Source organism: Mesorhizobium sp. WSM2561 (assembly GCF_000513915.1).
Classification (GTDB): Bacteria; Pseudomonadota; Alphaproteobacteria; order Rhizobiales; family Rhizobiaceae; genus Mesorhizobium; species Mesorhizobium muleiense.
The window spans coordinates 21,783-44,796 of record NZ_AZUX01000032.1 but is presented as its reverse complement, the minus strand read 5'-3'; the positions used below and the strand labels follow the sequence as shown (position 1 = coordinate 44,796).

Sequence of the window (23,014 nt, the reverse complement as noted above, 5' to 3'; positions counted from 1 at the left end):
CGGCCTTCTCAATAGGGATCGACGGCGTCGCGAAGACCATCGCCCAGCGCATTGAACGCAAAGACGGTGACCAGCACGAAACCCACGGGGGCAAGGATCCAGGGATAGGACCCAATGACGGAGTATGTCGCGGTATCCTGCAGCATCAGCCCCCAGGAGATCAGCGGCGGCTTCACCGCGAAACCGAGGAAGCCGAGGAAGGATTCAAGCAGCACGACATTGGGGATCGCCAGCGTGACGGCGACGATGACGTGGCTCATGACGTTGGGGAAAATATGCTGAAAGATGATCCGGCGGTCGGTTGCGCCGATCGCCATCGCCGCCCGCACATAGTCGATCCGCGCCAGCGCCAGCGTCTTGCCTCGAACTTCGCGCGACAGTTGTGCCCAGCCGAGCGCCGACATGACGACGATGACGAACGCGAGGAAGACATTGGTCGGCGCCGTCACCGGAATCAGCGAGGTGAGCGCGAGATAAAGCGGCAGTTGCGGAAAGGCGAGCACCAGTTCGACAAAGCGCTGCACCCATGCGTCGAACCTTCCGCCGAAATATCCGGACACCATGCCGACCGTCGTGCCGACTACCGTGATGATGAACACCACGGTCAGGGCGATCATCAGCGAAATGCGCGAGCCGTAGATGATGCGCGACAGCACATCGCGGCCGAATTTGTCGGTGCCGAGGAAATTGACCGGGCTTCCGTCGGTGGCGCCGAAGAAATGCCGCTGCGCCGGGATCAGTCCGAAAAGCCTGTATCCGAACCCTTTGACGAAAAAGCCGAGCGTCTGCGGGTTTTCGTAGTCGGGGCCTACGATCGGCTGGAACGTGACGGGGTCGAATTCATCTGTTTCACGAATCGGATAGCTGCGCGGCGGAAAGACGAAGTTCCCGCCCCGATCCGTCATGCTGATTGTCTGAGGCGGCGCGAAACCGACGCCGGTCAGCTTCGGATCGACGGGTGCGAAGAACTCCGCGAATATCGTCATGATCATCAGGAGGCAGACAAGGATCAGCCCTATCATGCCGGTCCAGGATCGCTTCAGACGGCGCCAGACAAGCGCGGTATAGGTTTCGTTGCCATTGCCTTTGGCCGGCGGCACGGAGGCGCAGATTATGGATTGGACGTCGGCTTTCATGCGGCGGTCCCTCCCCCAAGGCGAACCCGCGGGTCGAGCGCTGCAAGCAGCATGTCGGCGATGATGTTGCCGACGATCAGGGTCACCGACAGAACCAACATGAAGGTCGCCGTGACATAGACGTCGCCGATCCACATCGAGCCAACGATGGCCGGGCCGACCGTCGGCAGGGCGAAGATGATCGCGGTTTCGATCTCGCCGGTCAGCATGTAGGGCAGCACGACGCCCTGATACATGACGAGCGGATGCAGCGCGTTCGGCACAGCGTGGCGCATGATCACCGTGCGCTCGCTCAAGCCCTTGGCCCGAGCCGTTTCGACATATTGGGCGTTCAGCGTATCGAGAAGATTGCCCCGCATGACGCGCATGTTGTAGGCGAGCCCGCCCAATGTGGCGATCGCGATGACCGGCCAGACATGCTTGACCAGATCGACGAACTTGCCCCACGACCAGGGCGCCCCGCCGTAGCGGGCGGAATGGAAACTGTTGATCTCAGTGACATTGAAGTGGAACACCAGGATATAGACGATGATCAGCGCCATCAGGAATCGCGGTACCGTCATGCCGAGAAACGAGATCCCCGACAGCACGCTGTCCACCCAGGAATATTGCCGGGTTGCCGCCAAAACGCCGAAGGTGATCCCGATCACCGATGCCAGGATATGGCAGACGAGCGCCAGCGCCAGCGTACGGGGCAGACGTTCGCCGACCACATCGGCGACAGGCTTGTTGTAGAAGAGACTGTGGCCGAAATCGCCGCGGGTGACGATGCCGGTGATCCAGTTGACGTACTGGAGGGGCAAGGGCTTATCGAGGCCATGGGCGATTTTGTAGGCCTGCGCCTGGGCGTCGGCCTTTTCGAAGGACGCGCCACCCTGGTTGATCAGTTGCGAGCGCACATAGTCGCTGTAGTCGCCCGGCGGGGCCTGGATGATCGCGAACGTCACGACGCTCAGGACGAAGAGGACAGGAATCGCCGAGGCGATACGCACAAGCAGAAATCTGAACATGATCGTGTTTGCTTCTCTTGTGGCTCGTGGCGATCTGCTCCTTCACGAGGCGCGGTATCTCCACGGTTCAATTCGGAACCTCCCCTCCGGCGGATGCTCGCCGGAGGGGAAATCGACTGCGGTCAGTTGATCGGACCGCCTTCACCGGGCTTGCCCGGAAGCTGCTCGGGGAACAGCTCGTAGTCGCCCTGCTTGTCGGCCGCGACGAAGACCCGTTCACGGATGATCGTGTCCTCCGCCCAATTGAACATGAAGATCGGCGCGCCTTCCGGAATGTTGGAGAAGCGCTTGTTGATGATGAGCGCACCCGGATATTCTGTCAGGCCGATCGTATCGAGATTCGTCGTCGAGACCTTCTGGTACTGCTTCATCAGATCAGCCCGCTCGTCATTGTCATTGCTGGAGATGAACTTGTTGACGACGTCCACGAGTTCCTGCTCGAACGGCATCAGATCGACGGTGCCGTCCGTTCCTGCCCTGTGATGCCAACTCGTGCGCGGACCGGTCGGGGCAAGCTGGGTCGTGTTCTGCACAACTGAGGTCTGTTCCTGCTCGTTGCGGCGAACAAGCCAGTCGAAGCGCCCGGCATACTGGGTTGCGTCGCGCTTCGCGCCATCGATTGTGTTGAGCACGACCTTGAGGCCAAGCTGTTCCATCTGGCCGACCAGACCTTCCGCGAGATTGCGATCGGTGCTGTAGTCGGAATTCACCAGAAGCACGATCTGTACGTCCGAGCCGCCAGCTGTACCGGCCGGGAAGTTGACGGCGCCGTTGCCGTCCGTGTCCTTCAACCCGACCTTCTCCAGCAGCGCCTTGGCGCCTTCCAGATCGAACGGGTAGTACACCGTCGAGGCGCGGTCGTAAAAGCTCGTGCCAGAGGAAATGCCGCCGGGATAGATCGCGGTGAAGGGTCCTTTGACGAGGGATTCGCCGAGTTTCTTGCGATCGATGGCCATGGTCACGGCCTTACGAAAATCGACGTTGCGGTTGAGCTCGCGTACGGCCTGCGCCCGCTCGTCCGGCTCGCCCCAGCCATTGGCTGAAAAGTTCATGCGCAGATTGTAGCCGATCAGCCGGGCGCCAAATGCCAGCCGCGCGGGAGCCGTTTCCTGTGCGGCGCGCTTCAGCGATTCCACGAAATTTTCAGGTTGCTCCAGGTTCGAGATATCGCCGGACCCGGCGATCGCCTGCACGTCGCGATCGGCCCAAGTCGAAAGCTTGTAGTGCAGTTCGTTGAGATAGGGCAGCTGATTTCCCTCTTCGTCCACCTTCCAATAGTAAGGATTGCGGCGAAGCACGATGACGTCGTCCGAACGGTATTCGATAGGCACCCAGGCGCCCATGACGGGCATATTCAAGTATTCCGGCGGAAAGCCGTTCTTGTACTCGTCGTAGGTGGTGCCTGCATATTTCGGATGCTTGGTCTTCAAAATGTGCGAGGGGCCAGGGCAGAAGGTTCCATAGGCCATCGCATAGAGATGCTGGCGCGGGAACGCGTCCTTAAAAGTCCATTCGATCGTATATTTGTCTACCGCCTTCAGGGTGGTGCCTTCTCCGAACGTTTCCGGTGTTGCACCGTTCAGCGGCGAGACGTTCGGATCGACGACATTGTCGTCCCAATAGAACATCACGTCATCGGCGTCGAAGGGATCTCCGTCGGACCACTTTGCGCCTTCGATCAACTTCATCGTCAGTGTGTGGCCGTCTTCCGACCACTCCCAGCTCCGGGCAAGATTGGGCAGCGGCTCGACGTCTTTGGCATCGACCTGGAAGAGCGGCGCGGTGCGCGTCAGGCATTCGAACATCGCAATGTCAATGCCGCCCCAGCCTTGCGTCTGCCCGGCACTGTAGTTCCAGCCTTCCGGCCGGCCGCCGATGACGTGGCGCATCGTGTCGCCATAGACGCCTATCCCGTCGGGCATGTTGCCTGTCTTGAAGACCATCGGCTCCTTTGGCAGCCGCTCGGCCAACGGAGGCAGTTTCCGGGTCTTGACGAATTTTTCGGTGACCCACTCCGGCTCGCGATATTCGGATAGCGCCTTGAATTCCAGAATTGAATCGCGCGGCACGTAAGTGATCTTGCCTTGCGCCGGAAACGGCGGCTGTTCCGGCACGATCGTCGGCTCGGAGGCCACGGCCTGGATCGCGAACGCCGATACGCCAAACAGAAGCGCGGCGGCGGTTTTCATGCGGCCAAAAATGTTCATTGTCCTGGTTTCTCCCTTATGCTTCGGGCCTGCCGCGATGGCATGGCTCTCCTCCTACAAGCATCGAACGAAGCGGTATTCCGCTTTCTCAGAAGCGGTATTCCGCTTTCTCGGATGACAGTGCCGTGCTGCCCGGGCGCATTCGCCGAGGCACCATCCTGTCCGCCCGGTTTTCCGGAACATTGGCTTATCGCAACCAATGTCTCAGCCGGCCGCGCGCAACTTCATGGCTTCCTTTTCGGCCCTGATCTCTTCGATCGAGCGAACCTCGCGGCGGGCGACGCCCTTCCATTCCCGCGTTTTTACCGTCGCGCGGCTCAGCCGCTCCTTGGCGCTGTCGATCGCATGGGCGAATTGCGGCAGCCATTGCGCTTGCGCCACGACCATCTCGTCGACCATCTGCCAGACTTCTTCCGGTGTGCAGATGGCGCCAACCAGCGGATCGTGCAGCACGGCCAGTTTCAGGAGTTCGATGTCGCCGGAGATTGCCGCGTGGACGGACATGCGCTGGACATTAATCGACGAAATGCAGGTCGCGGCGCAGGCTTCCGGAAGCGTGATGCCGGCCACCATGTTGATGCCGAAGCGATCGACGAAACCAGGCGATTCGATGATTGCATCGGACGGAAGATTGGTGATGACGCCTTCGTTCTTGACGTTGAAGTGCCCGCGATAGACCCGGCCGGTCTCGAGCGCCTCCAGTATGTGGCTGGCGTGCTCGTTCGAGCGGCGCCCGGGATCGAAGGGCTTTCCCGCATCTTCGAGGAATTGCGGGAACTCGGTCTCGAACCAGTTCCGGGTTTCGGTCGAATAGCGCAGATAACCGCCGGTTTCGCCATGGATCCAGTCCGACATGTCGATCCACTTGGCGGTCTCCTCAGGCCGTTTGCGGTACCAGGGCAGATATTCCGACAGGTGGCCGTTACTTTCGGTCGAATAGACGCCGAAGCGCTTCAATACGTCGATCCTGAGTTTCTCCTGCCGCGAGAAGACCGGATGCGCCTCGAAGGCGGCGACGAGCTCATCCTTGCCGATCTTGCGGCCCTTGACGCGAACGTCGACGAACCAGGTCTGGTGGTTGATGCCGGAGCAGACATAGTCGAGCTCGCCTTCCCCGGCGCCGAGGATCTCGGCAATCTGCTCGGCCCCATGCTGGACCCCATGGCAGAGACCGACCGTATCGACCTTGCCGAATTCGATCGCCGCCCAGGTGTTCATCGCCATCGGGTTGGCATAGTTCAGGAATTTCGCGCCTGGCTCGGCCAGTTCGCGAATGTCCTTGCAGAAATCCAGAATGACCGGGATGTTGCGCTGGCCGTAGAGAATGCCACCGGCGCAGATTGTATCGCCGACGCACTGGTCGACGCCATATTTCAAGGGGATGCGGATATCGTCGGCATAGGCGGCGAGACCTCCGACGCGCACACAGCTAATGATGTAGCGCGCGCCCTCGATCGCCTTGCGGCGGTCCGTCGTCGCGGTCACCCGCGCAGGAAGCTGGCTCGACTTGACGATCCGCAGGAGAATTGACTCGATCATCTTGAGATTGTGCTCGCTGATGTCGGTCAGTGCGAACTCGATATCGCGTAGCTCCGGCACACACAAAATGTCCGTGAACAGCTTCTTGGTGAAACCGACGCTGCCCGCGCCAATGATTGCGATCTTAAATCTGCTCATTCGAACCTTCTCCGCAAGCGGATTGGACCGATAGGTAAAATCGGTTCGTGGAAATCCAGCCCAGGCGTGTTATTCGGAAGACACGCAACCAAGCGGCGTGCAACCGGGATTTCATCCTCATCTCTTTTGTTTTTTGGTCAATATGCGTAAGATCACGCCCCTGCGGTAGGGCGTAGATGTGCTTTGTAGGGTAATTTTGTGCTGCAAAAACTCGTCGACCTTGGACCGGTGACGAAGATGATTTCTCTGCCGCGCGCTCGGCAGCGATTGCACACCATGCCGACGAGCACCGGCTACGACGTGAGAACGGATGCCGGCTACAGCTGGGATGGCCGCAGGCGCGGGCAGACGCCGTTCACAGTGATGCAGCACACCATCAGCGGCACCGGAAACCTGCGTTACGGAACCAGGTCCTACCGCATCGCTCCGGGCGAGACGATGCTGTTGGTTGTTCCGCATTCGCACCGCTACTGGGTCGAAAAAGGCGGGCGCTGGGAGTTTTTCTGGATATCGATGCATGGCGCGGAAGCGTTGCGCATCCATAGAGAGGTCCTGGCAACGAAAGGACCGGTGTTCAGCCTTCGGGCAACGACCGTCGATAACCTGGCCGACTGCGCCTACCGGCTGGTCAAAGGCGACGGCTCAACGCCGGCACGCGCGTCGGCAATTTCCTACGAGGCGGCCATGGCACTCTATGACGACGTGTTCGAACTGCACGGAAATGACGTGGCGGAGAATTCGGTAGTGCGTCAGGTGACTGACTATATCGGTGCGCATCTGCATCTGCCGTTGCCGGTCGATGAGCTGGCGCGGCTTTCCGGTCTCAGTCGCGCGCATTTCTCACGTGTGTTCTCGGCGCATGAAGGTATTCCTCCGGCTGAGTTCGTCCTCAACAGACGCCTCGACCGCGCCGCAAAGCTACTGACCATGTCCGCCGACCTTCCGGTGAAGGATATTTCCGGCATGTGCGGCTTCGAAGATCCCAACTACTTCGCCAAGGTATTCCGACGTGGCTTCGGCGTCAGTCCGACAGAATTCAGAACCACTGGCATGTATGCAAGCGCCGGTTATCAGCAGGGGCAGATTTTGGACAGATGACAAATAGCGCTAACCTGTCACCCTTTGATGGCTGCTTTTAGCGCGAGAGAGACCGTCAACCTGGTCACTCGGACATCGGCTTTCAGGAGGCGGCAAAGCTGGCCTTGTAAGCAAAAGGCGTCCCGAAAGGCGCCTCTCAATAGCTTGATTCCCTTGAGAGAACTTGGAGCGGATGAAGCGATTCGAACGCTCGACGCCAACCTTGGAAACGTCTATTTCTGCCAACGCCGCCTTATCCGAATCTTCGCTACCAATCCGAGATGATCAAGACCAGAAAATGATGCAGGTTCTTCTGGACCAGCGTGGCAGCTGAGCAGACGCAGCTTCCTGGCTTCTGCATATGGACCCTCTTGGGTAATTGATAATTGCGCCGTCATGTTCCAAAACAGGTCGGCAGACCCGCGAGGATGGTTTCGTGCGGGGTCGTCCACGGTCCTCAGGCGAGAATTCCAAAAGACGTTCAACAATGACCCAGCACGTACAAAATGCTCGAATTCTCATGTACAGCCACGACACGTTCGGGCTCGGCCACTTGCAGCGCTGCCGGACGATCGCGCATTCGCTGGTCGAGGATTTCCGCGGACTTCAGGTGCTTATCATTTCGGGTGCGACTATCGCTGGCGCCTTCGACTACCGCGCCCGTGTCGACTTCGTGAAGATCCCCAGCGTCATCAAGTTGCGCAACGGCGAATACACGTCGCTGGAAAAGGATATCGATCTGCATGAGACGCTAAGGATGCGCCAGTCGATCATCCGCCACACAGCCGAGACCTTCCGGCCGGATATCTTCATCGTCGACAAGGAACCGCTCGGCCTGCGCGGTGAGATCGAGGACACGCTGTCCTACCTCAAGACGCGGGGCACCACGCTCGTGCTTGGCCTGCGCGAGGTGATGGACGCGCCGCATCTGCTCGAAGCAGAGTGGGCACACAGGGATGTGATGCGCAAGATAGGCCTGTTCTACGACAAGGTCTGGGTCTATGGTCCGCCAGATTTCTACGATCCGTTGACCGGCCTGGATGTGCCGCCGGCTATCAGAGCAAAGATGAAGTTCGTCGGTTTCCTGCAACGGAGCCTGCAGAAGAATGAGTTGCCCGGCCACCGGCCCGAGGGCGATTATATCCTTGTTACCACCGGTGGCGGCGGTGACGGCGCCGATCTGATCCACAGCGTCATCGATGCCTATCAGCAGGATCCACAATTGCAGCATAGGGCGCTGATCGTGCTTGGGCCTTACATGCCGGCGCGCAAGCGCAACAAGCTGCTCAGGAAGGGGTCCAAGATCCCCTATGTCAAGATCATCGAGTTCGACAACCGCATGGAAGAGCTGATTGCCGGCGCCAAGGCGGTCGTGGCGATGGGCGGTTACAACACCTATTGCGAGATACTGTCTTTCGACAAGCCGGCGCTGATCGTGCCGCGCGTCAAGCCCCGCGAGGAACAACTGATCCGAGCACGGCGCGCAGCCGAACTCGGCCTCATCGAGATGCTTTTGCCGGAAGAAGCCGAGGATTCCCAGCGGTTTGCCAATGCGCTGGAGGTGCTGCCGGCCCGGCCCGGCCCATCGCAGAGCCATCCGCATCTGACGCTGGAAGGGCTGCCTCACATTTCTGAAATCGTCTCGGAACTGCTCGACCGGCGGGGCGGCCATCACCTTTCGGTCATTGAAGGCATGATCTGAGTTGCAACATCGCAAGATCGTCGTGGTTCTGAAGGGCTATCCGCGGCTGTCGGAAACCTTCATCGCGCAGGAACTGCTCGGTCTGGAGCGTGCGGGGTTCGACCTGATACTCTTCGCGCTCAGGCGGCCGACCGACGCAAAACGCCACCCCGTGCATGACGAGATCAAAGCGCCCGTCCATTATCTGCCGGAATATCTGCATGAAGAGCCGCTGCGCGTGGTTCGCTCGCTGTTTGCTTATCTGCTTCGGCCGGGCTTCTGGCACGCGCTCGGATCGCTGGCTATCGACCTCGGCCGCGACTTTACGCGCAATCGCGCGCGCCGCTTCGGGCAAGCGCTCGTGCTGGCGGCCGAATGGCCGGAAGACGCGGGCTGGCTGCACGCACATTTCGCGCACACACCGGCATCGGTGACGCGCTATGCCAGCCAGCTTCGTGGCCTGCCCTGGAGCTGCTCGGCCCATGCCAAGGACATCTGGACTTCGGCGGACTGGGATCTGGCTGGCAAGCTTTCCTCGGCCCGCTGGACGGTCACTTGCACGAAAACCGGCTTCGACCGTCTGAAAAAACTCGCTAACGGCAACGCGTCTGTGCATCTGAGCTATCATGGGCTCGACCTTGATCGCTTCGGCAGTTTCGGCGAGGCGCGAAAACAGCATGACGGCTCGGCGCCAGACGAACCGGTTATCATTCTGAGTGTCGGGCGCGCCGTTGAAAAGAAAGGTTACGATACGTTGCTGGAGGCCCTTGCCCTCTTGCCTGGTGATTTGGCGTGGCGTTTCGAGCATATCGGCGGCGGCGAGGAACTGGAACGGTTCAAGGCGCTGGCGCAAAAGCTCGGCCTGGATGGCCGCGTCTTTTGGAAAGGCGCGCTTGCGCAGGAGGAGGTACTTGAGCACTACCGCTGCGCCGACATCTTCGCCCTGGCCTGCAGGATCACCGCAAATGGCGACCGGGACGGTCTGCCGAATGTTCTGGTGGAGGCGGCTAGCCAGCGGCTTGCCTGCGTGTCGACCGATATTTCCGGCGTGCCGGAGCTTCTATCGCCGGATGAAACCGGGCTGCTGGTTCCGACGGAAAACCCAATTGCCCTGGCGCAGGCGCTGGAGCGCCTGATCCGTGATCCCGTGCTGCGCGCCCGCCTCGGCGACGCCGCAGAGCGGCGCGTGCGCGGTAATTTCGATCATTTGGCAAGCATTGGACAGCTCAAGGAACTGTTCGAGCGGGAGTGGCGGGCCGCCGAATGAAGCGGCTGCGCGCTTTCTTCTATGTCCAGCACCTGCTCGGTATCGGCCATCTCGCGCGCGCCAGCCGCATCGCGGCGGCTCTGGTCGATGACGGGTTTGACGTAACCGTCGTGACCGGCGGAGCGCCGATCGCGGGGTTTCCGGGCGTGGGTGTGAAATCTGTAACCCTGCCACCTGTCACCTCCGGTGATGAAGGATTTTCCGGACTTGTCGACCTGCAGGGCAAACCCATCGACGATGATTTCAAGAGATGGCGTTCAGAGATGCTGCTGCAGGCGTTCCGGGATTGCAGGCCTGATATCGTCATTGTCGAGGCGTTTCCATTTGGACGCCGGCAGATGCGGTTCGAACTCCTGCCGCTGATCGAGGCCATCGACGCGACGTCGCCCAGACCGCTGCTGGCGACGTCGGTCCGTGATATCCTTCAGGAGCGCGTCAAGCCGGGCCGAAACGAGGAAACCGTCGATCTGATCAACAGGCATTTCGACCTTGTCATGGTCCATGGCGATCCGGCTTTCGCAACCATCGACAAGACATTTCCACTGGCTGGGGCGATCAAGGCCGAGGTCACCTACACAGGGCTCGTTGCCGCGCCGCCATCGCCCGCGGCCTCCGCGCGCTTCGACGTTCTGGTGTCGGTTGGCGGCGGGGCTGCCGGAAAGAGCCTTGTCAGCTCCACCATCGCAGCGGCGCGGAATGCCAACAACGCTTGGAAATGGTGTTTGATCACCGGCCCCAACCTGCCAAAAGACGAGTTTGACGCGATCGCACGCGATGCCTCGCCGGTCCTGTCCATCTTCCGGTTCCGCGAGGATTTCGCCAGCCTGCTGACCGGCGCCCGCCTGTCGGTCTCGCAGGCGGGTTACAACACGGTCTGCGATGTCCTGCGCGCGGGTTGTCGCTCTCTGCTCGTTCCATTTGCAGCCGGCGGGGAAACCGAACAGACGGTTCGCACCCTGATGCTCGAAGAACTCGGTCTTGCAACGGTGCTGATGGAGAAGGACCTAACGCCTGAAGGTTTGGCGCAAGCGATCGAACAGGCGCTTGCGGGACCGACGCCAGCCGCGCATCGTCTCGATCTGGAAGGCGCGCATCGCTCGGCGCAAATTCTGCGCCAGCGGTATCGAACATGGTCCCTAAAAGTGGGGCCTGGTTTCGGAGAAGTTCATGATCAAAACAGACGCTAACGCGCGTCGCGTCTGGCGAGATTCGTGCGACGCGCTTCAACTCCTCGTTTATGCATATCGTTGTCCCAAACCGGGCGAAATGCGTCAAACAGTTCCAATCAGCATGAAGCGCGTATAATTTTTTGTCGGCAGTTCGCCGGAGAACCGCACCTCCCGGAGCGCCGCCATTGCTTCGAACGCTGCAAGTGAAGCCACGCAGTTGATGTGCGTCGGCTCGCTGAAATAATCGTTCGATTGCAGCAGTACAGTCGTGCCCCGCGGAAGCAGAGCAAGCCAGGCGCGCAGATCGGCTATGTGTTCGCAGCTCGTATTGACCATCAGGTCGGGCCGCCCGGCCGCATAGTCGAGTGCGTACATATCTGCCGTCAGCGCCCGGAACCGGTCGCCGGCTTCCCGGTTGAGGGTCCGGGCGACCGGCGCGACTTCGGGATCGATGTCGATGCTATCGACTGCCGCGATGTCGAAGCGGGCGTCGTTGAAAAGCATAGCCGGCAATACGCCGTACCATCCACCCAGAACCCATATGCGCCCGAACCGGCCGCCGCAGCTTTCGAACAGCCTGTCGAGCGCCCACATCTTGCAGGCGACCTGCTTGTGGTTGAAGGCGTTGGCGATATCGGCGTTCGGATGCTTGGTGATGACGCGCGCCAGCCCTGCCACCAGGGGGCACTTGACATAGGCAGCAATTCCCCGCGTCAGGTCAAAGGCTTGCTCGTGCCAGTCCATGCCGGCATTGCGTGGTTGCGTGACATCCATCATATTCGTCTTGTAGGTTGGGATTTCGGGCGACACAACGCAATCTTGCCTCCCGGAAGGCTGTTGATTCGCGGACGTGATTATGCTGCAAGCCGCTTCGCCATTGCCCGGTGCCGGAGAGAGCCTGTTGCATCTGTCCGGACCATCGGCGTCCATTCGCCAGCACCAGCCGCGCAGCTGCGGCCTCGTGCTGCTCGGCTATTCGCCGAAACCCTACCGAAGCCGCGAACCGTTTGGCCAGCCGCCTTCTTCGATGATCAGCAATGCCCATGTCGTTGTCATCGACCGTGCGCCGGAACTGGATCGCGCCACCTCGCAGGTTCCTTCCATCGTTGAGCGCAGGACAATCTCCGTGCGCTGCAGCTTCGAGCTTGTCTTTGGCGACGAAGAAATTGCCGACACGCCATTCGCCAGCAGGTGCTTTTACATCCTGCATCGTTCCAACTGAAGGGTCCACAGCCGCATATGGAACCCAGCCTAGCCCGCTATATCTGGACGCACACCAGGAAGCAGCAGCTCTGGATATTGATGATCGTCGTGCTTTCGATGATCCCGTATTTCTTGTCCTTCGATCTGCCGAAGCTCATCATCAACGGCCCGATCCAAGGTAGCGGCTTCGAGCAACCGGGCGCGACCCAGCCATTCATGAGGCTACACTATAACCTGCCGTTCATCGGAGAGGTCCAGTTCTTCTCCGGTTTTCAGCTCGACCGCAAGGCGACGCTGTTTGCCCTGAGCCTTGTGTTCCTCTTGCTAGTCGTCATCAACGGCCTGTTCAAACTCTACATCAACACCTACAAGGGCCGCCTCGGCGAACGCATGCTGCGGCGTATCCGCTTCGATCTGGTCGATCGTGTGCTGCGGTTTCCGCCGTTTTACTTCAAGCGAGTGAAATCCGCCGAAGTGGCGACCATGGTGAAGGACGAGGTGGAGCCGCTGGGCGGCTTCATCGGCGATGCCTTCGTGCAGCCGGTGCTGCTCGGCGGCCAGGCGCTGACGGCCATGCTGTTCATCGTGGTCCAGAATTTCTGGCTCGGAATGATAGCGGCCGGGATCGTGGCGATCCAGATCGTGCTCATCCCGCGAATGCGGCGGCGGCTGATCGTGCTCGGGCGCGAACGGCAGTTGACGGCGCGCGCGCTTTCGGGCCGGGTTGGCGAAATCGTCGACGGCATCGGCGCGGTTCACGTCCACGACACGTCAAACTACGAGCGCGCCGACATAGCTGCCCGGCTCGGGCTCATCTTCAAGATCCGCTTCGATCTTTACCAATGGAAATTCATGGTGAAGTTCCTCAACAATTTTCTCGCGCAGGTCACGCCCTTTCTGTTCTACATGATCGGCGGGTATCTGGTCATCCAGGGGCGGCTGGACGTCGGTCAGCTCGTGGCCGTGATCGGCGCCTACAAGGACCTGCCCGGACCGATGAAGGAACTGATCGACTGGGATCAGGCGCGGCAGGATATCCAGGTCAAATATCAGCAGGTCGTTGAACAATTCACCGTCGATCGGCTCATTGCGCCGAGAATCGGGGTATTGACGATCGATGATCCCGATCCGATGACCAAACCCCTGTCGGCGATCGGTCTGTCCATAGCGGATGATGGCGGTGCAATGCTCCTCGACCGTATCTCCCTCAAGATCAAGCCGGGTGAGACGGTGGCGCTGGTCAGTACCGCAACAGGTGGAGCCGAGGCGCTTGCAGAAGCATTCGCGCGGCTGAACTGGCCCGCCAGCGGAAGGGTCGCTTCAGGCGCCGACGACTTGCTTGAACTCCCCGAAGCAGTGACCGGCCGGCGCATGTCCTATGCCTCGTCGGATGTTTTCCTGTTCCAGGCAAGCCTACGCGATAACCTGCTCTACGGGCTGAAGCATGCGCCGCTGACATCGGTGTCTTATGACGATGCTGCGGCAGACCAGCACCGCTGGAACATGCACGAGGCGCGCCTGTCGGGCAATCCGGATCTTGATATCCACAGCGACTGGATCAACTATGCGTCCGCCGGCGCTACTGGCCCGCACGACCTCTTTGAAGCCGTGCGCCGGGTGCTCGACGCGGTTGTTCTATCGCGCGATATCCTGGATCTTGGCTTGCGCTCTTCGGCCGACCTCACGCGTCACTCCGAGCTTGCCAGGCGGATCGTCGAACTGCGTGCGGCGCTGCGAACCCGGCTGGAACACGAAGGGCTGAGCGGACTGGTGGTTCCTTTCGAACCGGGCGCCTACAACAAGGAAGCAACGATCGGCCAAAACCTGCTCTTCGGCGCTGCCGCCGGCCCCGAACTGGCCGACAGGGCTCTGGCGGCCAATCCCTATTTTGCCTCTGTGCTGAGGCAAGCCGGCCTCGACCGCACGCTCTACGAAATGGGCATGGAGATCGCCGAACAGGCGATCGAACTGTTTGCCGACCTGCCGCCCGATCACCAGTTCTTCCAGCAACTCGCCTTCATGAGCGCCGAGGAGATACCCACCTACGAAACCTTGCTGCAACGGCTCAAGAACCGTCCCCACGAGGCGGTTTCGGAGAACGACCGCGCCATGATCGTCACCTTGAGCTTTGCCTATATCGAGCCCCGTCACCGCTTCGGCCTGCTGAGCGACGAACTGATGAGCAAGATCGTCGCTGCACGCAACCTGTTCTATGAAAACCTGCCGCCCGAGCTGCAAAATGCCATCGAACGGTATGATCCCGCCAAATACATTGCCGCGGCCACCGTCATGGATAATGTCCTGTTCGGGCGTGTGGGCAACAACCATCCCGACGCGCCGGACCGCATACGCTCCATCGTCTATGACATTCTTGACGAACTTGGGCTTTATGCCGAACTTCTGGATGTCGGCCTGGACTTCAACGTCGGCTCCGGCGGCAGGCGGCTGACCAGTGGACAGCGACAGAAGCTCGATGTTGCCCGGGCCTTGCTCAAGCGTCCTGATTTTCTCATTCTCAACCGGCCGCTGTCGGCGCTCGACCAGCGCATGCAGGATAAGGTGCTGCGGAACGTGCTCGAGGAAGCCAGGCGCGACGGCCATTCGCCGGCAATTGTGTGGGTCGTGACGAATCCGGCGATGGCGAGGATGTTCGATCGCGTTATCGTCTTCAATTCGGGTAAATTGGTGGAAGACGGAACACCCGAGACACTTTTGGCAGGGAACGGTACATTCAAGGAACTGTTGTCATAGCAACGGACATTCAGATGGGATCATTCTGCCGGTGGGAATTTACTGCACGGTCAAGAGATTCGACGAAGGGCGTAGCGAGGCCACATCCCGCCGAAACCCGAAGGGTTTGCCGCAAATTCACCCGGCTCTTCGGGTTTCCGGTTGGCGGACGCCATTTCCAGGCGGCATCGCCCGATCGCACGACATCGGGCTCGCCACCTTTCGCGCGGTTCGTCTCGCCATCCCGGAAACAGAATTCATTCCATCAGGGCGTCCGTTGCTCTAGTCTGGCAAACGCGAATTTTGGGAAGGTTTGCGACAATGCTGCTCAAGGATGAAGTTGCAATGCTGCAACGCGTTCCCTTGTTCTCTGCCATCGACCCGACAAAGCTCAAGCTGCTTGCGTTCACATCCGATCGTGTGAGCTACGGCGCCGGCCAAATCCTTTTCCGGCAGGGCGACGAGGGAGACGCCGCCTATGTCATCCTTTCAGGCAGGGCGGATATTCTGGTCGATTCCGACAGCGGACCGATAAAAGTTGCCGAACTGGAGCCAAATTCGATTGTTGGCGAGATCGCCATATTGTGCAACAGCTCTCGCACCGCCACCGTCAGAGCGGCAAGTCCGCTGGAAGTCTTGAGGATCCGCAAGGATCATTTCCTGAGGCTTATGAGGGAGTTCCCGGAAATGACCATCGAGATATTGCGGGTTCTTGCCGATCGCCTAAGCCATACGACCGCGGATCTGATCGACGCACGAAGCACCAAATAACGGATGACCTGCGCTCGATCCTCGCCGTCGCGATGGCACTGGCCTCTTGCTGAGAAGGTCACCCCGGAGAAAACCTGTCTCGCCTAGCAGCAGTTGTTTGGCTACGATGGGCGACGGGGACTGGGAAGGGGTAGCATGGACTACGAAGTTTTCCTGGTCAGGTTTTGGGGCGTGCGCGGCAGCATTCCGGTATCGGGGCCAGAATTCTCTCGCTATGGCGGCAACACGAGCTGCATTGAGATGCGATGCGGTAAACATACGCTTCTATTCGACGCGGGCTCTGGCCTACGGCCTGCCGGCCCGGCGCTTCGGGCGTCAGGCGTGACCGATTTCGACCTGTTTTTCACCCATTGCCATTACGATCACATCATCGGGCTGCCGTTTTTTGCGCCGATCTATGACCGGAGCGTCAAGCTTACGCTTTGGTCCGGACATCTTGCAGGACGCATGACGACCCGGCAGATGGTCGATGAGTTCATGCGGCCGCCGTGGTTTCCGGTGAAACTGGAGATCTGCAAGGCAAGCCTCGACTGCCGCGATTTCGTATCCGGAGACGTGCTTCGCCCGCGCGAAGGGGTGGTGGTCAGAACCGGCAGTCTTATCCATCCGGGCGGCTGCATAGGCTACCGGGTCGAATGGGGCGGCCGGGTCGTGGCGGTGATCACAGACACTGAGCACGAGCCGGACAAACTCGATCAGGCGGTGCTCGCCCTGATCGAAGATGCCGACCTCGTCATTTACGATTGCACCTACACCGACCAGGAAATGGAACGCCGCCGCGGTAACGGGCATTCGACCTGGCAACAGGGCGTCAAGCTCTGTGAGGCGGCCGGTGCGCGGGGGCTTGCGCTGTTTCACCACGATCCGACACGCACCGACGAGGAACTGGACAAGATCGAGAAACTGGCCAAAGACAGGTTTGCCGGCGCTTTTGCCGCGCGGGATGGCCAGACGCTCAAATTTCCGGGCTCATTGCACAAAAAGCGCTGAGCTATTTTCCTTTACCGGCGCTGCGCCCGATCAATGTCCCGATCGGAAGCCATGCGCAGGCTTCAGTCTGTGCGGTGACTGTGAACAGTCGTTCGAGGAACAGCCAGGCCGATTCATCATGTACGAGATGGTGGGTGAGCAGGCCGACCGGTTCGCCGCCGTCGATTGCACGCCGCAATTGCGCGATGATAGCCTGAACCAATAGGCCATGATCGCGGCAGCCGCGCGTGCCATGCCAATCCATGATGTCGACATTGCTGTTGATGACCGCCAGTGGAGCCGGCTTCGGCGGCCCATAGACCGACAATGCCGCAAATCCTATCGATCCAAGATTGGGTACCAAGCCGGCGTCGATCCTGTTCCAGGGTGGCACCAGCATCGGAACGGCACGTGCGCCGTGCAGGCCGGTTACCTGCGACAGCCCGCGAGCCAGATCATCGAGCACCGCCTCGCGTGGCCGATGCGCGCCGAGCTCCTGCTTTTTCTGGTCCTCGGGCGCATGATTTCGGTGCGCCCAGCCATGGATGGCGACCGCGGCATGCGGCGCCTCGTCAAGCCGGACGACAAGCTTCTCATCAGTCAGGGCCGGAATGACGGCCAGAGTGACCGGAACCGCGAATTCACTGGTGAGGTCGAGCAGCCGATCGAGCGCAGGCGTCGGATCCACGACGTCATCGTCACGCAGCCAGAACTCTGCCTTACGGTCCGCCCGTTGCCGGCACGCCAGTTCTTCCACCAAGGGCTGCCAGATCCGATCGGATGTCATGAGACCGGGATCTTCGCAAGAAGTTCGGCCAGACGCCCCGCTGCAACACCGAGGGAGCGTTCTTCGAGGATGAAACGTCTGGCTTCCGCGGCCATGATGGTTCTTTCGTCGTTACGGGTGAGAAGCCTTTCAATGGCAGAAGCGAACGCCGCCACATCGCCCGGCGTGGTGAGAAACCCGGTCTGGCCATCCCGCACGACCTCCGGCACGCCGGCGATGTCCTGAGCCACCACCGGAAGGCCGGCGGCCTGTGCTTCAAGATAGGCAACGCCATAGGCCTCGCCGTAACCCGGCCAGACGTAAATTCCCCCACTGTAGAGGACATCCGGCACGGCGGCTGGCTCAATCGCGCCAAGCCATACGATACGGTCGGCGGGCAAGCCGGCGAATTGCGCTTTGACCTCGTCACGGGCAGGCCCATCCCCGACGACCGACATGGTCCAGGGCAGGTGGCCGATCGGACCGAGCGCCTGCGCCAGCATGCGATAGCTTTCGACTTTGTCGCCCGGGCGCATCATGGCGACGGTAACGAGGCGCGTCGGACAACCCCGTGCCGGCATTTCCCCGAATACCGATGTGTCGATGAAGGGCGAAAGCAGACCGAGAGCGGCGTCGGGAATCGCATCTGCCAGTCCCTGACGATCCCTTTGCGTGAAGCAGATGTTCAGCGCTGCCTGTTCGACGGCTCGCGCCACCAACGCTTGCGTGTCGGCCCACAAACCGCCGTTGCGCCGCCTCGAATAGGAGGCTTCCGCTGTCACACAGGGGATAGCAAAGGCCGACGCCAGCTCGGGTCCGATCAGGTCGGGCGCCTTGTAATAGGGATGATAGGAGAACCAGAGATCGGGCTTGCCGTCACGATCCCAAACCTTTGTCAGCCGCGCGGCTTCCTCTCGGGCTTCGATCTTGAGCGCATCGAAAATTTTCGACTCCGGTTCGCGTAGATAGAAGCGCAATTCGGATGCCAGTTCGACGCTATGCCCTGCATGCTCCAGCGCCTTGACCAGCGTCCGTGCCATCTGGCGGTCGCCGGAGGCAACGGGATGATTGGGCGACTTCAGCGGCGCGTAGAAGGCAATTCGCATCGCCCGACCCTATCATCGGAAAGCCTGCGCAAGTCAATTTCGAAGCATGATCGACTCACTTTCAAGCAGTGGAATGTGGTATCTGATGCTCATGGAAACAGCTGCAGCGTCCGATCCGTTTGTCGCTTCTTTGCCGGTCTTCGCAAAGTTCGAAAGCGTTGCCGATATCGATAATTATCGGCCTCTCCCGGATGGCTGGGCGCTGGCCACCGCCGACATCGTCGGCTCGACCAAGGCGATCGACGCTGGGCGCTATAAAACCGTCAATATGGCCGGCGCCAGCGTCATCTCGGCGCTGCTCAATGCGCTGGGTCGGCGAGATCTTCCCTTTGTCTTCGGCGGCGACGGCGCGCTCGTGGCGTTTCCCGGCTCGGCGCTGGAGATCACCCGCAACGCGCTGGCCGCTGTCCAGAGATGGGTGGCGGACGAACTGGACCTGACCTTGCGTGCCGCAATCGTGCCGATAGAGGATATAAGAGCGCAAGGCCTCGACGTTCGCGTGGCGAGGTTCCGGGCCTCCGAAGCGGTCTTCTATGCCATGTTCGCGGGCGGTGGCGGCAGTTGGGCGGAAGCCGAGATGAAAGCGGGGCGCTACCGCATCGATCCTGCGCCGGCCGGCACACGGCCGGATCTTACCGGCCTCTCCTGCCGCTGGAACCCGATCGACGCCCGGCACGGCGAAATCGTCTCGATCATAGCCATCCCGGGGCCGTCGCGCGACTTGCGCGGTTTTCAGTCTTTGGCTTCCGACATCATCGCCCTTGCCGGGGGGCAGGAACGCGATGGCCACCCGTTGCCGGTGAACGGTCCGGCCTACAGTTTTTCGCCCGCCGGCCTCGATATCGAGGCGCGAGCCATGGCGCCGGCAGGATGGCGGTGGCTGTCGAAGCTGTGGATATTGTTCCAGCTGACGCTTACGGCTGTCACCGATAGATATGGCTGGACGATCGGCAGCTTCGATCCGAAGATCTACAAACGCGACGTGGCCAGCAATTCGGATTTCCGGAAGTTCGACGACGGCTTGAAGATGACTATCGACGTTGACGCGGATGTGTTGCAACGGATCGAGAACCGGCTGAAACAGGCGGAAGAGGCGGGCATCTGCAACTATGGCCTGCACCGCCAGAAATCGGCCTTGATGACATGCCTCGTCGCCTCGCCGCTGCAGCGCGATCACGTTCATTTCATCGATGGCGCCGCCGGCGGCTATGCGATGGCCGCCGCAAGCCTGAAGGCGAAGGTGCCGGTCTGACGACAGCTTGCGGAAATCGATTTTCCGCAATATGCCTCGGGGTTCTTGGGGAACCAGGTGAGCCTCGCCATGGGCGCGGACGGCCTGTCCGAATTGACGGAAAGCAGATTTTTGGACGCCTCACGATCGACATATGACCGTCTTCTGAACCTGATTTCGACGCGCGCCGCGCAAGTCGGCGTGATCGGGCTGGGCTATGTCGGGTTGCCGCTGGCGGTTGCGATCGCACGCGCCGGCTTCCCGGTTTCCGGCTTCGACATCGAAGCCCAGAAGGTCGAGAGCCTGAACAACGGCCAATCCTACATTGAGGCGGTGACGTCGACAGCCCTTGCCGGCCAGGTGGCGAGCGGACGGTTCCGCGGCACTGCGGATTTTGCCGAACTCGCCGTCTGCGATGTCATCATCATCTGCGTTCCGACACCGCTGACGAAAAACCGTGAGCCGGACCTCTCCTTTGTCAGAAGCACGGCAGGCACCGTCGCGAAGCATCTGCGTCTCGGCCAGCTGATCGTGCTGGAATCGACCACCTATCCCGGCACCACCGACGACGTGATCAAGCCCATACTGGAAGAAACCGGCTTGCAGTCGAAGATAGACTTCTTCCTCGGCTTCTCGCCCGAACGCGAGGATCCCGGCAACCGCAGCTTTGAAGTCGCGACGATCCCCAAGGTCGTGGCAGGCGACGGCATTGAAGCGGCGATACTCGTGCAGGCTTTCTACCAGGGCGTGGTCAAGACCGTTGTTCCGGTTTCCACCACGGCGACCGCCGAGGCGGTCAAGCTGACGGAAAACATCTTCCGCTCGGTCAACATAGCCCTGGTCAACGAGTTGAAGGTCGTGCTCGGTGCGATGGGCATCGACATCTGGGAGGTGATCGAGGCGGCAAAGAGCAAGCCCTTCGGCTACATGCCTTTTTATCCTGGCCCCGGACTTGGCGGGCACTGCGTTCCGATCGATCCCTTCTACCTGACGTGGAAGGCGCGCGAATACGAAATGCCGACCCGCTTCATCGAGCTGGCGGCCGAGATCAACACGGCCATGCCGCGTCATGTGGTCGATGAACTGGCGAAGGCGCTGGACCGGCGCTGCGGCAAGGCGCTCAGCCGCTCGCGCATTCTCATCATCGGGCTCGCCTACAAGAAGAATGTACCCGACATCCGCGAAAGCCCCTCGTTGCGGCTCATTGAACTCATCGAGGAATGGGGCGGCAAGGCGGAATTCCACGATCCGTATGTTACCGAGATCCCGGCCACACGGGAGCATATGGCGATCAAGGGGCGGCGCTCGGTCGAATTGACCGAGGCGGCATTGAAGGATTTCGATGCTGTCGTCATTGCAACCGACCACGACGCGATCGACTATCAGGCGATCGCTGATCACGCTCTTCTGATCGTCGACACACGCAATGTTTTTGGCCGCCTCGGGCTAGCCCGAGAGACGGTGGTGAAGGCCTGACGGCGTCTGGGCTGGCGAATTTGTTGCCTGATGTCAGGATCGTGATTGCACTCCGCCGGCAGCCTCGCCACATAATGCCCCTTCGCCGGCTTTTGCCCGAAGCCGGCTTCATTGACTTCGAGGGTCTTATCTCTGGGTCGTTAGTGGCGGATCAAAGGAGAATGGCTCGTCTTCGACGGGTCTCAAGATAGCATGAGCACAGCGCAAGCAGAAATTTCCACCATTCTCATGGATAAGGTTGCCGATTGGCTGACCCAATCGGCGCTGGCGGGCGACGCCCTGGAAACATTGGTAAAGGGCTTTTGTGAACGGCTGGCTGCTGCCGGCCTGCCGCTGAAGCGGGTGCATTTGAGCTTTTCGATGCTTCATCCGCTTTATGACGCGCTTGGCTTCACCTGGCTTCGCGGCCAGGGCATGGAAGTGGAAGGCTTCCGCAAAGAGGACGGCGTTCATTCTGACAGATTCCTGACCAGCCCATACTACCATCTGCTCAGCAACAAGCTCGACCATCTGCGGCGCCGGCTCGACCCGTCGATGCCGTCGGAATTTCCTGTTTTCGATGATCTCAGGCTTATGGGCGTGACCGATTACATGGCTTTCGTCCATCCCTTCAACGGCAATACCAGTCAGGGCATGATGGGATCCTGGTCCACCGACAGCGCTGCAGGCTTCAGCGACAACATGATTTCAGCGCTGCTGCGCATCCAGAACCATCTCGCTATCGCAACGAAGATGGCGGTGCTCACCAAGCTGGCCGACAACATGATGACCACTTATCTCGGCGGCGACGCCGGCAGGCGCGTGCTGGACGGCCAGATCAAGCGCGGCGAGGGCGACACAATCCGGGCCGCACTGGTCATGGCCGATATGCGCGGGTCGACAAGGCTTGCCGAAACTTCCGGCCGCGAAATCTACATCGATACGCTGAACCAGTTTTTCGATGCCATTGCTGCACCTTTCAATCGCAGAGGCGGGCAGATCATGAGTTTCCTGGGGGATGGCTTCATTGCCGTCTACCCTTGCGAAAGGCACCGCTCGCAGTCCGAGATCGCCTGCCAGGCTGCTCTTGCAGCAGCGCACAAGGCCACCGCGCGCATGATGGATCTCAATCTGCGCAGAAAGGAGCAGGGATTGGGCGACATAAACTTTGGCATTGGCCTGCATGTCGGCAATGTGATGTTCGGCAATGTCGGGCTTACAGACCGGCTCACATTCTCTGTCTTCGGCTCGGCTGTAAACGAGGTCCAGCGCCTCCAGACCCTGACCAAGAAATATTCGCACAGCGTTCTCGCCAGCAAAGACTTCGCCAGCTATTGCGGCGCCATCAGCTGGCTGACGCTCGGCAACGAGGAACTGGCGGGCATCAAGCAGAAGCTGACGGTGCTTTCACCCGATCTGTCGGGTGCTCTCGCACTCGACGAGGACGGTGCGCTGGAGCCGATTTACGACCGAATATCCGACGCCGAGCAGGTCATGCTGCTTCATCGCGATGCCGCGCGGCTGTCGGCGGGCGATCCGAGGAAGCTCCAGTAACCGCC

Annotated in this window: 18 protein-coding genes; 11 read left to right on the top strand and 7 right to left on the bottom strand. The window is 60.4% G+C overall.

All coding sequences use genetic code 11. The annotated features are described in order from the left end of the window. Positions 1-8: 8 nt before the first annotated feature. The 4 genes from M727_RS0124335 to M727_RS0124320 all read right to left on the bottom strand — a co-directional run bounded on the left by M727_RS0124335 (position 9) and on the right by M727_RS0124320 (position 6,030). Positions 9-1,136, bottom strand: coding sequence for an ABC transporter permease (locus M727_RS0124335; RefSeq protein WP_051505699.1), 1,128 nt, complete (start codon positions 1,134-1,136; stop codon positions 9-11). Next, positions 1,133-2,146 carry an ABC transporter permease gene (locus M727_RS0124330; protein ID WP_027154846.1) on the bottom strand — a complete coding sequence of 338 codons (1,014 nt, stop codon included), beginning with the start codon at positions 2,144-2,146 and terminating at the stop codon, positions 1,133-1,135. The genes M727_RS0124335 and M727_RS0124330 overlap by 4 nt, the downstream gene beginning before the upstream one ends. Positions 2,147-2,268: 122 nt before the next feature. Beyond that, on the bottom strand, positions 2,269-4,353 hold the full coding sequence (locus tag M727_RS0124325; RefSeq protein WP_084646861.1) for an ABC transporter substrate-binding protein: 2,085 nt from the start codon (positions 4,351-4,353) through the stop codon (positions 2,269-2,271). Between the two features lie 204 nt (positions 4,354-4,557). Further along, entirely contained in the window at positions 4,558-6,030 is a 1,473-nt protein-coding gene (locus tag M727_RS0124320; protein ID WP_027154844.1) for an alpha-glucosidase/alpha-galactosidase, read from the bottom strand. Between the two features lie 237 nt (positions 6,031-6,267). Here M727_RS0124320 and M727_RS0124315 point away from each other — a divergent pair, with 237 nt between their 5' ends. The 4 genes from M727_RS0124315 to M727_RS0124295 all read left to right on the top strand — a co-directional run bounded on the left by M727_RS0124315 (position 6,268) and on the right by M727_RS0124295 (position 11,242). Then, complete coding sequence (locus M727_RS0124315) at positions 6,268-7,128, top strand: AraC family transcriptional regulator (protein ID WP_051505702.1); 861 nt, start codon at positions 6,268-6,270, stop codon at positions 7,126-7,128. Between the two features lie 466 nt (positions 7,129-7,594). Further along, on the top strand, positions 7,595-8,809 hold the full coding sequence (locus M727_RS0124305; RefSeq protein WP_027154842.1) for a glycosyltransferase family protein: 1,215 nt from the start codon (positions 7,595-7,597) through the stop codon (positions 8,807-8,809). Between the two features lies 1 nt (position 8,810). Further along, a complete protein-coding gene (locus tag M727_RS0124300; RefSeq protein ID WP_027154841.1) occupies positions 8,811-10,055 on the top strand; it encodes a glycosyltransferase in 1,245 nt (414 codons plus the stop codon). Then, entirely contained in the window at positions 10,052-11,242 is a 1,191-nt protein-coding gene (locus M727_RS0124295) for a glycosyltransferase family protein (protein ID WP_036263196.1), read from the top strand. Before M727_RS0124300 ends, M727_RS0124295 begins: the two co-directional genes overlap by 4 nt. A gap of 84 nt (positions 11,243-11,326) precedes the next feature. Here the strand turns inward: M727_RS0124295 and M727_RS0124290 are convergent, their stop codons facing one another. After that, a complete protein-coding gene (locus M727_RS0124290; RefSeq protein WP_084646866.1) occupies positions 11,327-11,998 on the bottom strand; it encodes a class I SAM-dependent methyltransferase in 672 nt (223 codons plus the stop codon). An 82-nt stretch (positions 11,999-12,080) separates the two neighbouring features. On the opposite strand from M727_RS0124290, the gene M727_RS37180 reads away from it, so the two are divergent. From M727_RS37180 to M727_RS0124270, 4 genes are all read left to right on the top strand, one after another. Continuing rightward, on the top strand, positions 12,081-12,446 hold the full coding sequence (locus M727_RS37180) for a hypothetical protein (RefSeq protein ID WP_051505698.1): 366 nt from the start codon (positions 12,081-12,083) through the stop codon (positions 12,444-12,446). A 17-nt stretch (positions 12,447-12,463) separates the two neighbouring features. Next, complete coding sequence (locus M727_RS0124280) at positions 12,464-15,178, top strand: ABC transporter ATP-binding protein (RefSeq protein ID WP_027154838.1); 2,715 nt, start codon at positions 12,464-12,466, stop codon at positions 15,176-15,178. Between the two features lie 300 nt (positions 15,179-15,478). Then, positions 15,479-15,928: a cyclic nucleotide-binding domain-containing protein gene (locus tag M727_RS0124275; protein WP_027154837.1), complete on the top strand. Its 450-nt coding sequence runs from the start codon at positions 15,479-15,481 to the stop codon at positions 15,926-15,928. Between the two features lie 135 nt (positions 15,929-16,063). Beyond that, positions 16,064-16,918 carry an MBL fold metallo-hydrolase gene (locus tag M727_RS0124270; RefSeq protein WP_027154836.1) on the top strand — a complete coding sequence of 285 codons (855 nt, stop codon included), beginning with the start codon at positions 16,064-16,066 and terminating at the stop codon, positions 16,916-16,918. A 1-nt stretch (position 16,919) separates the two neighbouring features. On the opposite strand, the gene M727_RS0124265 is transcribed toward M727_RS0124270, so the two are convergent. After that, complete coding sequence (locus M727_RS0124265; protein ID WP_027154835.1) at positions 16,920-17,684, bottom strand: polysaccharide deacetylase family protein; 765 nt, start codon at positions 17,682-17,684, stop codon at positions 16,920-16,922. Continuing rightward, positions 17,681-18,769 (bottom strand): glycosyltransferase family 4 protein, encoded by a 1,089-nt coding sequence (locus M727_RS0124260; RefSeq protein ID WP_027154834.1) that lies wholly within the window; start codon positions 18,767-18,769, stop codon positions 17,681-17,683. The genes M727_RS0124265 and M727_RS0124260 overlap by 4 nt, the downstream gene beginning before the upstream one ends. Positions 18,770-18,842: 73 nt before the next feature. On the opposite strand from M727_RS0124260, the gene M727_RS0124255 reads away from it, so the two are divergent. From M727_RS0124255 to M727_RS0124245, 3 genes are all read left to right on the top strand, one after another. Then, positions 18,843-20,021: a DUF3095 domain-containing protein gene (locus tag M727_RS0124255; protein ID WP_027154833.1), complete on the top strand. Its 1,179-nt coding sequence runs from the start codon at positions 18,843-18,845 to the stop codon at positions 20,019-20,021. 111 nt (positions 20,022-20,132) lie between these two features. Further along, a complete protein-coding gene (locus M727_RS0124250) occupies positions 20,133-21,476 on the top strand; it encodes a nucleotide sugar dehydrogenase (RefSeq protein WP_027154832.1) in 1,344 nt (447 codons plus the stop codon). Between the two features lie 192 nt (positions 21,477-21,668). Then, the gene (locus M727_RS0124245; RefSeq protein ID WP_027154831.1) at positions 21,669-23,009 is read left to right on the top strand and encodes an adenylate/guanylate cyclase domain-containing protein; all 1,341 of its coding nucleotides are present in this window, start codon (positions 21,669-21,671) and stop codon (positions 23,007-23,009) included. Positions 23,010-23,014 lie beyond the last annotated feature (5 nt).

What these genes read in the sequence shown, in the direction of transcription:
- M727_RS0124270 (WP_027154836.1), top strand. Translation starts at nt 16,064, where the DNA reads ATGGACTACGAAGTTTTCCTGGTCAGGTTTTGGGGCGTGCGCGGCAGC.
- M727_RS0124335 (WP_051505699.1), bottom strand. Translation starts at nt 1,136, where the DNA reads ATGAAAGCCGACGTCCAATCCATAATCTGCGCCTCCGTGCCGCCGGCC.
- M727_RS0124275 (WP_027154837.1), top strand. Translation starts at nt 15,479, where the DNA reads ATGCTGCTCAAGGATGAAGTTGCAATGCTGCAACGCGTTCCCTTGTTC.
- M727_RS0124330 (WP_027154846.1), bottom strand. Translation starts at nt 2,146, where the DNA reads ATGTTCAGATTTCTGCTTGTGCGTATCGCCTCGGCGATTCCTGTCCTC.
- M727_RS37180 (WP_051505698.1), top strand. Translation starts at nt 12,081, where the DNA reads ATGCTGCAAGCCGCTTCGCCATTGCCCGGTGCCGGAGAGAGCCTGTTG.
- M727_RS0124260 (WP_027154834.1), bottom strand. Translation starts at nt 18,769, where the DNA reads ATGCGAATTGCCTTCTACGCGCCGCTGAAGTCGCCCAATCATCCCGTT.
- M727_RS0124295 (WP_036263196.1), top strand. Translation starts at nt 10,052, where the DNA reads ATGAAGCGGCTGCGCGCTTTCTTCTATGTCCAGCACCTGCTCGGTATC.
- M727_RS0124255 (WP_027154833.1), top strand. Translation starts at nt 18,843, where the DNA reads ATGTGGTATCTGATGCTCATGGAAACAGCTGCAGCGTCCGATCCGTTT.
- M727_RS0124265 (WP_027154835.1), bottom strand. Translation starts at nt 17,684, where the DNA reads ATGACATCCGATCGGATCTGGCAGCCCTTGGTGGAAGAACTGGCGTGC.
- M727_RS0124320 (WP_027154844.1), bottom strand. Translation starts at nt 6,030, where the DNA reads ATGAGCAGATTTAAGATCGCAATCATTGGCGCGGGCAGCGTCGGTTTC.
- M727_RS0124315 (WP_051505702.1), top strand. Translation starts at nt 6,268, where the DNA reads ATGATTTCTCTGCCGCGCGCTCGGCAGCGATTGCACACCATGCCGACG.
- M727_RS0124245 (WP_027154831.1), top strand. Translation starts at nt 21,669, where the DNA reads ATGAGCACAGCGCAAGCAGAAATTTCCACCATTCTCATGGATAAGGTT.
- M727_RS0124305 (WP_027154842.1), top strand. Translation starts at nt 7,595, where the DNA reads ATGACCCAGCACGTACAAAATGCTCGAATTCTCATGTACAGCCACGAC.
- M727_RS0124290 (WP_084646866.1), bottom strand. Translation starts at nt 11,998, where the DNA reads ATGGATGTCACGCAACCACGCAATGCCGGCATGGACTGGCACGAGCAA.
- M727_RS0124325 (WP_084646861.1), bottom strand. Translation starts at nt 4,353, where the DNA reads ATGAACATTTTTGGCCGCATGAAAACCGCCGCCGCGCTTCTGTTTGGC.
- M727_RS0124280 (WP_027154838.1), top strand. Translation starts at nt 12,464, where the DNA reads ATGGAACCCAGCCTAGCCCGCTATATCTGGACGCACACCAGGAAGCAG.